Annotated in this window: 1 protein-coding gene; it reads right to left on the bottom strand. The window is 46.7% G+C overall.

Features of this window, described 5'->3' with window-relative positions:
- Positions 1 to 114: 114 nt before the first annotated feature.
- Positions 115 to 1,476, bottom strand: coding sequence for a nucleotide 5'-monophosphate nucleosidase PpnN (ppnN, locus tag R7M72_RS24375; RefSeq protein ID WP_005496242.1), 1,362 nt, complete (start codon positions 1,474 to 1,476; stop codon positions 115 to 117).
- Between the last annotated feature and the right edge of the window lie 190 nt (positions 1,477 to 1,666).

Genomic DNA, 1,666 nt, shown 5'->3' with positions numbered 1-1,666 from the left:
ATCAAGTTGAGGGCATCAATAATAACAAGATGAATAGACATAATGACTTAGCAATAAAAAAGGGGCGTAATGCCCCTAGTGTAACGAATGCAAGCCAGACTATCGACCACCAATTTATGGATGGGCAATTCGATAGCATGGTTCGTAATCAGAACCGCCTGGCAATTTCATTCGATGCTGTTCAACGAAGTCTTGCAGTAGCTTGTCGAGCTTCTTCATCAGTACAGGATCGCCATGAATGGAAAATGGACCTTTGCATTCGATTTCGCGAATGCCCTCGGCTTTGACGTTACCTGCCACAATACCAGAGAAGGCTTTGCGTAAGTTAGCCGCCAGAACCTGAGGTTCTTGATCCAAGTTCAAATTCAACCCTTCCATTGATGTATGCGTTGGGTCAAATGGCAGTTGGAAATCCGGTTCGATTTTCAATGACCAGTTGAAGCTGTAAGCATCGCCTTTTTCTTTACGGTGAAGGCGTACATCTTCCATCGAGCGCTTCATGATACGTGCAACTTCGGCAGGATCATCAATGACGATTTGGTAGTGTTTTTGACCTTCTTCACCTAAGGTATCGCGAATAAACGCGTCGATAGAACGGAAGTATTCTTCGCTCTCTTTTGGTCCGGTTAACACAATCGGCATCGGCTGATCAGCATTGTCTGGATGCATCATGATACCAAGAATGTACAGCAACTCTTCGGCAGTACCCGGACCACCCGGGAAGATCACAATACCATGCGCCATACGAACAAACGCTTCTAAACGTTTTTCGATGTCCGGCATGATGATCAGCTCGTTGACGATTGGGTTTGGCGGCTCAGCGGCAATGATTGAAGGCTCCGTCAAGCCAAGGTAGCGTTGCTCGGTGTAACGCTGTTTAGCGTGACCGATTGCCGCTCCTTTCATCGGGCCTTCCATCGCACCTGGTCCACAACCCGTACAGATATTAAGTTCACGTAAGCCAAGCTCGTTACCCACTTCGCGCGTGTATTGGTATTCAACGCCATTGATTGAATGGCCGCCCCAACAGACGACGAGATTTGGTTCAATACCGGGAGTGAGCGCGCCTGCGTTACGCAAAATACCAAACACAAGGTTGGTAATATGCGTTGGGTTAGTGAGATTGAGGCGCTGACTGTCAGCCAAGTGCATGTTCACGTAAACGATGTCACGCAGTACAGAGAATAAGTGTTCTTGAATGCCTTTAATGATCTCTCCATCGACAAACGCATGCTCTGGTGGGTCGGTCAGCTCTAGCTTAATGCCACGCTCGCGGCGCACTACATTCACATCAAACGATTGGTGTTTATCGAGAAGCTCTTTGGAGTTATCTGTGTGGCTACCAGAGTTCAATACCGCTAACGTACAGTTACGATAAAGCTGGTAAAGATCACTCGAAGCGGTTTTCTTTAAGCGTTCAACTTCCAGTTGTGATAGCAAGTCCATGCTACCTGCGGGGCTTATATGGGTAATCATAACGCCTCCTTGTGTTGCATTATTTTGAGGGATAGTTCCAACGCATCTTACTTAGTTGTACGTGTCGTTTTACTCAGATGGCTGGAGGGTTTGGTTTTATGGTTATCGAGTCCCAAGCAACCTCAAGATGCCATATTCGTCATGAATGAATACATCATCTTGAAGTGACTTGGGTTTTTACAGCTTAGCA

Source organism: Vibrio sp. YT-18 (assembly GCF_033337345.1).
Classification (GTDB): Bacteria; Pseudomonadota; Gammaproteobacteria; order Enterobacterales; family Vibrionaceae; genus Vibrio; species Vibrio alginolyticus.
Note: the sequence above shows the minus strand (reverse complement) of the source record. Positions and strands in the feature narration are given on the sequence as shown.